Genomic DNA, 8,371 nt, shown 5'->3' with positions numbered 1-8,371 from the left:
GAGTTCGGTGCGCGCGAGGAGCCACTGCCCATCCGGATACCCCACTTCAGGCGTCACCGCTTCGGAGCCGTACGGGCATCATCGCCCGCGGGCGGCGGAGGGAGCATTGGCAGATTGCTGTCAGTTGCCGTATCCCCGCTGTGAGAACGGACATTCCGGTGGGATACGCCCCCGGATTCCAGCGGTCCGCGAGTGGCTCCAGAGTGACGCCGGGCGCCGGTCGCCCAGCCTTCAGGCGGTGCCCGCCCGGCCGTAGCCGCCGCTTCCGCACGACTTCTTCTTGCACGGTCATGGTCGTGCAAGTTCTCAGGCCACTTCCCACACAAGAAGGAAGAATCCGTGAGTTCTCGCTCGAATCCGGCCAGGCGCAGTGTGCTCGGCACCGGCGGCGCCCTCGCCCTCGGCACCCTCGGCGCCGCCGGCGCCCCGGCCCTGCTCGCCCCCTCCACCGCGACCGCCGCCGAACGCAGCGGCACCGCCGACGGGTTGCCCTCCGGGCTGTTCACCCTCGGCGTCGCCTCCGGCGACCCGCTGCCCGACGGGGTCGTGCTCTGGACCCGGCTGGCGCCCGACCCGCTCGCCGGCGGCGGCATGCCGGCGCGGCCGGTGCCCGTGCAGTGGCAGGTCTCCGACACCCCTTCCTTCACGCGGATACGCAAGGGGGGCGCCGCACTCGCCCGCCCCGAACAGGGCCACTCCGTCCACGTCGAGGTGCACGGCCTGGAGCCCGACCGCGAGTACTGGTACCGCTTCCGCACCGGCCGGGAGACCTCGCCGGCCGGCCGCACCCGTACCGCACCCGCCGCCGACGCCCGCGTACGGCACCTGCGCTTCCTCTTCGCGAGCTGCCAGAACTGGCAGGACGGCTACTTCACCGCCTGGCACCACGCGGCGCAGGAGGACGTCGACTTCATCGCCTTCCTCGGCGACTACATCTACGAGTCCGTCCCCCGCGACACCACCGTCCGCAAGCACGAGGGCACCGACGAGCCGTACAGCCTCACCGACTACCGCAACCGCCACGCGCAGTACCGCAGTGACGCGAACCTCCAGGCCGCGCACGCCCACGCCCCCTGGATCGTCACCCTCGACGACCACGAGATCGACAACAACTGGGCCGACGAGATCCCCCAGGACCCCGAGAGCCAGACGCCCGAGGCGTTCCGCGCCCGCCGTGTCGCCGCGCTCCAGGCGTACTGGGAGCACATGCCGCTGCGCCGCGCCTCGATGCCCGACGGGCTGGACATGCAGCTCTACCGCTCGCTGCGCTACGGCAACCTCGCCACCGTCCACGTCCTCGACACCCGCCAGTACCGCAGCGACCAGATCACCACCCTCGAAGAGGCCCAGGACCCGGCCCGTTCCATGACCGGCGCGGCCCAGGAGCGCTGGCTCGTGCGCGGCATGGAGCGCTCGGGCGCCCGCTGGAACCTGCTGGCCAACCAGCTCATGTGGGCCCAGAACGACCGCAAGGCGGGCCCGGAGCAGGTCTTCGACTTCGACAACTGGGACGGCTACCGCGCCCAGCGCCGCCGCCTGCTGGAGTTCTTCGGCTCGGGCCGTACGGACAACCCCGTGATCCTCACCGGCGACCGCCACGCCACCTGGGTCGCCGACCTCAAGCCCGACTTCGACGACCCGGCGAGCCCCGTCGTGGGCGCGGAGCTGACCGGCTCGTCGATCTCCTCCGGCGGCGACAGCGACCCGGCGGCCTTCCACGCGACGTACGACCCGATCATGGCGGAGAGCCCGCACTGGAAGTACATCGACAACCGCCGCGCCTACGTGCTGTGCGACGTGACCCGCGAGCGCATGACCGCCGCGCTGCGCACCGTCGACACGGTCTGGCGCCCCGAGGGCACGACGGCGACGACGTCGGCGGAGTTCGTCGTCGAGGCGGGCCGCCCGGGCGTCACCGCGGCAAGCACCCCGGCGCCGCCCCGCCCGATGCGCCTGGCGGACCGCCGCTACGACGTGGACGACGACCAGGTCTGAACGCCCCGCCGGCCGCCCCGCCCCCGCGGGGCGGTCGCGGGTGCGAAGTGACTGCTCACGGGGCCTTGTGTGATACTTCCTGGCGGTGCGGGGAGCGGCAGCGAGGAGAGGACCGGGCTCGATGGCGACCGGAGAGGCGTCGGAGCCGGCGGGTCCGGCCGGGCGGGGCGGCGCGGAGGCCGCCGCCGGTGCGGGGCGGAGCGCGCAGGGCGCGCAGGGGCCCGGCACTGTGCAGATCGTGGATCACGCGCTCATGGTGCTCAAGGCCATCGCGGAGGCCGACCGGCCGCGCGGTGTGCGCGAGCTGAGCCGCGATCTGGACATCAGCAAGAGTTCCACGCAGCGCATCCTCGCCTCCCTGGAGCGGGTCGGCCTGGCCGTCGCGGACGAGGCCACCCGCAAGTACGTCGTGGGGCCCGCCGCGCTCACCCTCGCCTGGAAGCACGCGGACAACAGCGACCTGGTCAGCGCCGCCGCCGGCACGACCTCCCGGATCGCCGCCGTGACCGGCGAGACCGCCTGCATCTCCACGATCGTCGACGGCCGCCGCGTGACCGTGCACGAGGCCGAGAGTTCGCAGCCGCTGCGGCTGATCACTGGTGTGGGCCGCCCCTACTCGCTGTTCTCCGGTGCCACCGGCCGGGTCCTCATGTCCCTGCTGCCCGCGGACGAGCTGCGCCGGCTGGTGGTGGAGCACGTCGCCGGCGGTCCGGACGAGACGGCCGCGGACCGGATTCTGGGACAGGTCGCCGAGGTCCGCACGAACGGCTACGCGCTGAGCCGCAGTGAGTGGATCGCCGGCGGCTGCGGGGTGGCCGTCCCCATCGGCACGCAGGGCAGCCTCGTCGCCGCCCTCAGCATCTACGGGCCGGAGGCCCGGCTCACCGACGAGCGCATGGCGGAGCTGGTGCCGGCGCTGCAGAAGGCGGCGGCCGAGATCGCCCTCCGCTGGCGGCAGCCCGCCTGAGCCCTCGGCAAGCCCCACTCACCCGCGATTTCCGGCCGGTCCGGCGCCCCGTAGGCGTCTGACCGGCTTTTTCGTGCCCGCAGCGTTCTGCTCGCACCCCATTGACCTGCCCAAAAGCGGAAGGTACGGTGTCCCAATCAGTCTTGGTACAGTGTCCCAGAACTTGAGGTGAGCCTCTGATGTTGCTCGGCTGGCGTGCACGAATCGGGCAGATACGGCCCGCGACGGCGATCGAAGGAGCGGAGGAGTGGCGTGAAGTAGCGCCTACAGGCGTCGCGTTCGCCGACGCCCGGACCATCGTCCCGCGCGTCGACGCCGCCGGGCTGCGGGAGATGATGAGCCAGGTCGTCGAGGCGTCCCGGCAGCTGGCCACCGCGAAGGTGGACCTGATCGTGCAGTGCGGCGCCCCCGGCACCTTCATCCCCGGCCCCGGCACCGACGAGAAGGTCACCGGCGAGATCACCGCCGCCACCGGCGTACCGGCGATCACGATGCAGCAGGCCACCAACGACGCGCTCCGCGCCCTCGGCGCGACGAAGGTCGCCGTCGGCACCATCTACACCGACGAGGTCAACGAGTCCCTGCGCACGTACCTCACCGCCCTCGGCTTCGAGGTGGTGGCGATGGAGGGCCTCCAGCTCACCGACCCGTACGAGGCCAGCGTGCACGACGCCGACAGCGCCTACCGGCTCGGCCGCCGGCTGCACAAGGCGGCACCCGACGCGGAGGCGCTCCTCATCTCCTGCGGCACGTTCCGGACCTTCGAGGTGCTGCCGTACCTCGAACTCGACACCGGGACCCCGGTCGTGACGAGCAACCAGGCATCCCTGTGGCGGGCGCTGCGCCACCTCGGCCTGCGGGACGAGCTGCCGGCCCTCGGCAGGCTCGGCGGCATCCCGGACCTCTCCGGCCTGCCCGGCTGAGCCTGCCCGGCTGAGCCTCCCCGGCCGAGCCGCCCCGCCGGCCCGACGAACCACACCCCACCGCACCGCAGAGGAACAGGACCGTGCTCGTAGACGCCCTGCAGTTCAACAAGCCCGCCCGCGAACGCTTCGAGGAGTGGCGCGCCGCCGGGCTCACCGCCGTGCACGTCACCGTGGCCATCTGGGAGGACTCCACCGAGACGATGCGCGAGGTCGGCCGCTGGCAGCGCCACCTCGCCGAGCACGCCGACCTGCTGTGCGAGGGCCGCACCGCCGACGACATCCGCACCGCGGAGCGCGAGGGCCGCACGGCGGTCGTGCTCGGCTTCCAGAACAGCAGCCCGTTCGAGGACGACCTCGACCTCGTCGGCGCGTTCCACCAGGCCGGCGTGCGGATCGCCCAGCTCACGTACAACACCCAGAACTCCGCCGGGGCCGGCTGCTGGGAGGCCGACAACGCCGGGCTCTCGCGCACGTACGGCGTGAACCTCATCCGGGAGATGAACCGCGTCGGGATGCTCGTCGACATCTCGCACTGCAACGAGCGGACCTCGCTGGAGGCGATCGAGACCTCCGAGCGGCCCGTCATGATCACGCACGCCAACCCGCGCGCGTTCGTCGGCGAGGACGTCGAACTCGCCTTCCGCAACAAGTCCGACACCGTGCTGAAGAAGTCGGCGGAGCAGGGCGGCGTGGTGGGGCTGAGCATGTACCCGCGGCTGGCGCCGAACGGGCAGGCGTGCACCGTCGCCGACTTCTGCGACATGGTCGCGTACACCGCCGAGCTGATCGGCGTCGAGCACGTCGGCCTCGCCTCCGACTACTACGCCGGCCAGGGCGACGAGGAACTGCACTGGTGGCGCCAGGGGCGCTGGAGCCGCAAGCCGATGGTCCCGATCTCCGGCCAGGTCGACTTCCCCGAGTGGTTCGCCGCGGGCAGCGGCTACGCCGACGTGCTCGCGGAGCTGCGCCGCCGCGGCTTCGGCGAGCAGGAGATCGAGCTGATGGCGGGCGGCAACTGGGTCCGGGTCTTCGACGAGGGCTTCCGGCCGGGCCCGCAGGGCTGACCCGGCCGGGACGCGACGGAACGCACAGGCAGCAGGAAAGGTCGACGGAGGGGACGTGTGCGCAATGAAGCGCCTTGACGCGGTCGTCGTGGGCGGCGGCCACAACGGCCTGGTGGCCGCGGCCTACCTGGGCCGGGCGGGGCTGCGCGTCGCGGTCGTCGAGGCCCGCGACCGCCTCGGCGGGCCGTGCGGCGCGTACGAGTTCCTGCCCGGCCGGACCCTGTCGTTCACCAACTCGCCCGGCTCGCTCAACCCGGCGGTGGTCCGGGAGCTGCGCCTCGCGGACCACGGCCTGCGGTTCGTACGGGCCGATCCCACCGTCGTGCACCGCTTCGCCGACCGCAGCTTCGCCGGCTGGCGCGACCAGGCCCGCGTCGACGGCCAGCTCGACGCCCTCGCCCCCGGCGAGGCCGCCCGCTACCGCGCGCTGATCACCGGCCTGGACCGCCTCGGCGCCGCCCTCGGCGTCTCGCTGGACGAACCGCCGCCGGCCCTGGACGAGTTGCGCGGCCGGCTGGCGGACCCGGACGACCTCAAGCTCTTCGACGCCGTCTTCGACGGCAGCCTGCGCGGCCTGCTGGCCGAGCGGCTCGACTCCGAGCAGGTCGGGGGACTGCTCGGGATGCTGGCGCTCAATGCCCAGCTCGTCCCGCCGTCGGCGCCGGGTACGGCGATCGGGCTGATGATGCGCCCGTTCGCCCGGGCGTCGGCGGCGGGCCCGACCGGTCCCGGCGACGCCGAGCGCGTGGCGCTGCGCGGCTCCACCGGCCTGCCGGTCGGCTCCATGAGCGCCATCGTGGACGCGCTCGAAGCGAGCTTCCGCGCGTACGGCGTCGAGTTCCGCACCGGTACGCCCGTCGCCCGCATCCTGTACGACGAGCGGGGCGGCGCCGTCCGCGGCGTGGTCACCGCGGCCGGCGAGGAGCTGCCGGCCGACCGCGTCGTCGCCGCGGTCAACCCCGTCCACCTCTTCCGCGACCTGCTGGACGACGGTGCGCTGGGTCCCGGTATCCGCGCGGACGTGGCGGGGCAGCGGATGCGCGGCTCGGCGTTCAAGCTGGTGCTGGAGGTCGACTCCCTGCCCGCGTACGCCGGTCTGCCCGACGGGGCGGACCCCGAGGCGGCGCGCGCCTGCCAGTTCCGCTTCGGCGACTCGCTCGGCCACATCGAGGAGTCCGTCACCGCGGCGCTGGCCGGGCGGACCTCCGACCGTCCGCTGATGTGGGGCCTCGTCCCCACCCTCACCTCGCCCGGCCTCACCCCCGGCGGCACCCACCTCATCAGCGTCAACGCCTGGCACGCGCCGTACGCGCCGGAGGGCGGCGGCTGGGACGGGGAGCGCGTCGAGGCGTTCGGGCGCCGCTGCGTGGCGGTGCTGGAGGAGCTGATGCCGGGCCTCGGCGACCGGATCACCGACCACCGCTTCATGGGCCCCGTGGAGATCGAGCGCGAACTCGGCCTGCTGGAGAGCAACATCACGCACGGCGACATGCTCCCCGCCGGCCTCTTCGGCGCCCGCCCGCACCCCGCCGTCGCCGGCTACCGCACCCCGCTGCGCGGCTTCTACCTCTCCGGCGCCGGCACCTGGCCCGGCGGCTACGTCACCGGCACCCCCGGCCGCAACGCGGCCCGCGCGGTGCTCACCGACCTGCGCGACCCGGCCCACCACACGACCGACGACGACGAGCAAAGGCGACCGGCATGAGGTTCACGCACCGTCCCCGTCCGCCCCGTCCGCGCCGCGCACCCCGCAGGGGCCCGCGCGCCGCCGCGGGCTGCGCCCTGGCCGCCGCGCTCCTCCTCGCCGGCTGCAGCGCCAACCCGTCCTTCGGCCGCGACTCCGACACCCTGGTCATCGGCGCCGAGGGCGAGATCCCCCCGCTCGATCCGCACCGCATGTCCGGCACCGTCGGCCTGCGCATCGTCGACGCCCTCTACGACCCCCTCATCCGCGAGGACCTCGGCGCCGGTACGGACCGTGCCCCCGCGCTGCGCCCCGGACTCGCCGAGTCCTGGAAGTCCGCCCCCGACGCCCGCGGCTACACCCTCGAACTCCGCGAGGGCGTCACCTTCGCCGACGGCGCGCGCCTCGACGCCGACGCCGTCAAGCTCAACTTCGACCGGATCATGGACGAGGACTCCCCGGTCCACGACGCCACCGCCGCCGGGAACATGACGTTCCTGACCCGCTGGATCGAGCGCGTCGAGGTCACCGGGCCGTACGAGCTGAAGCTGCGGCTCTCCGAGCCGTACGCCGGACTGCCGCGGCTGCTCTCCGACCGGCGCATGTCGATCGTCAGCCCGAAGTCGCTGAACGCGGGCAAGCCCGACGACATCGGCCTGCACCCCGTCGGCACCGGCCCGTTCACGCAGCGCGACGCCGACCACGGCCGCCGCATCACCCTGGAGCGCAACAGCGGCTACTGGGGCGGCGAGCCGCGCACGCCGACCATCGTCGTGGAGTCCGTCACCGACCCCACCACGCTCGCCATCGCCGCCGAGACCGGCGAGGTCGACGCCATCCTGAGCGCCGGCGCGCAGCAGGTGCACCAGCTCACCCACGACGACGCGATGAGCGTGCAGTACCCGGACGCGGCGAACCAGTACTTCCTGCGGCTCAACGCCCGCATCGCCCCCACCGACGACCCGAGGTTCCGGCAGGCGCTCAACTACGCCGTCGACCGCAAGGCGATCGCCACCCTCACCCAGGGCCAGGTCGCGCCGTCCACGGGCCCGCTGCCGCGCGGCAACGAGGCGTACGACGAGCAGGCCGCGAAGGCGGAGGGGGAGGGCAGCTCCCCGTACACGTACGACCCGGAGCGCGCCCGGCAGCTCATCCGCGCCAGCGGCGTCGAGACGCCCGTACGCATCACGCTCCTCGCCCCCGACAGCGGCCCCGGCTTCTCGCAGGCGACCGAGGTCATGGCGCTGCTGGAGCAGGACCTGAAGGCGGTCGGGGTGTCGCTGAAGGTGCGCTACATGGAGTTCGCGTCGCTGGTCGCCGAGGAGGGCAACGGCTACGACGACCGCACCCACGGCTCGTTCAACGGCTGGACCACGGGCGCCGACGCCGCCGACTTCCTGGAGCGGATGTTCAGCGGCCGGGCGCACCCGCCGGAGGGCGTCAACCGGGGCTGGTACGCGAACGACGGCGTCGACGCGCTCTTCGACCGGGCCAGGGGCGAGCCGGACACGGCGCGCCGCATGGGGCTCTACCGGCAGGCCGCCGACGAGATCGCCGCCGACGCCCCCTGGGTCTTCCTCTACCAGGACCGGCTGCCCCGGCTCCTCGCGGACGGGGTCGACGGCGTCGCGCCCGCCGCCTCCGTCTACGTCGACTACACCACCATCCGCCGCCGGTGAGGACGGGAGAAGTGAGACAGGTGCCGAGAGAAGTGAGGGGAGAACAGCCATGAAGG

At 73.4% G+C, this 8,371-nt stretch carries 6 protein-coding genes; all 6 read left to right on the top strand.

The window, feature by feature from the left end:
- The first annotated feature begins 372 nt into the window (after positions 1 to 372).
- On the top strand, positions 373 to 1,995 hold the full coding sequence (locus tag H5J30_RS10470) for an alkaline phosphatase D family protein (RefSeq protein WP_181787153.1): 1,623 nt from the start codon (positions 373 to 375) through the stop codon (positions 1,993 to 1,995).
- Between the two features lie 121 nt (positions 1,996 to 2,116).
- Entirely contained in the window at positions 2,117 to 2,962 is an 846-nt protein-coding gene (locus tag H5J30_RS10465) for an IclR family transcriptional regulator (RefSeq protein WP_181787152.1), read from the top strand.
- Between the two features lie 179 nt (positions 2,963 to 3,141).
- Positions 3,142 to 3,885 (top strand): maleate cis-trans isomerase family protein, encoded by a 744-nt coding sequence (locus H5J30_RS10460; RefSeq protein WP_181787151.1) that lies wholly within the window; start codon positions 3,142 to 3,144, stop codon positions 3,883 to 3,885.
- 83 nt (positions 3,886 to 3,968) lie between these two features.
- Positions 3,969 to 4,952 carry a membrane dipeptidase gene (locus H5J30_RS10455; protein ID WP_181787150.1) on the top strand — a complete coding sequence of 328 codons (984 nt, stop codon included), beginning with the start codon at positions 3,969 to 3,971 and terminating at the stop codon, positions 4,950 to 4,952.
- A 64-nt stretch (positions 4,953 to 5,016) separates the two neighbouring features.
- Complete coding sequence (locus tag H5J30_RS10450; protein ID WP_181787149.1) at positions 5,017 to 6,657, top strand: phytoene desaturase family protein; 1,641 nt, start codon at positions 5,017 to 5,019, stop codon at positions 6,655 to 6,657.
- Positions 6,654 to 8,315 carry an ABC transporter substrate-binding protein gene (locus H5J30_RS10445; protein ID WP_181787148.1) on the top strand — a complete coding sequence of 554 codons (1,662 nt, stop codon included), beginning with the start codon at positions 6,654 to 6,656 and terminating at the stop codon, positions 8,313 to 8,315. Before H5J30_RS10450 ends, H5J30_RS10445 begins: the two co-directional genes overlap by 4 nt.
- Positions 8,316 to 8,371: the final 56 nt, after the last annotated feature.

Source organism: Streptomyces phytophilus (assembly GCF_013870535.1).
GTDB lineage: Bacteria > Actinomycetota > Actinomycetes > Streptomycetales > Streptomycetaceae > Streptomyces > Streptomyces phytophilus.
Note: the sequence above shows the minus strand (reverse complement) of the source record. Positions and strands in the feature narration are given on the sequence as shown.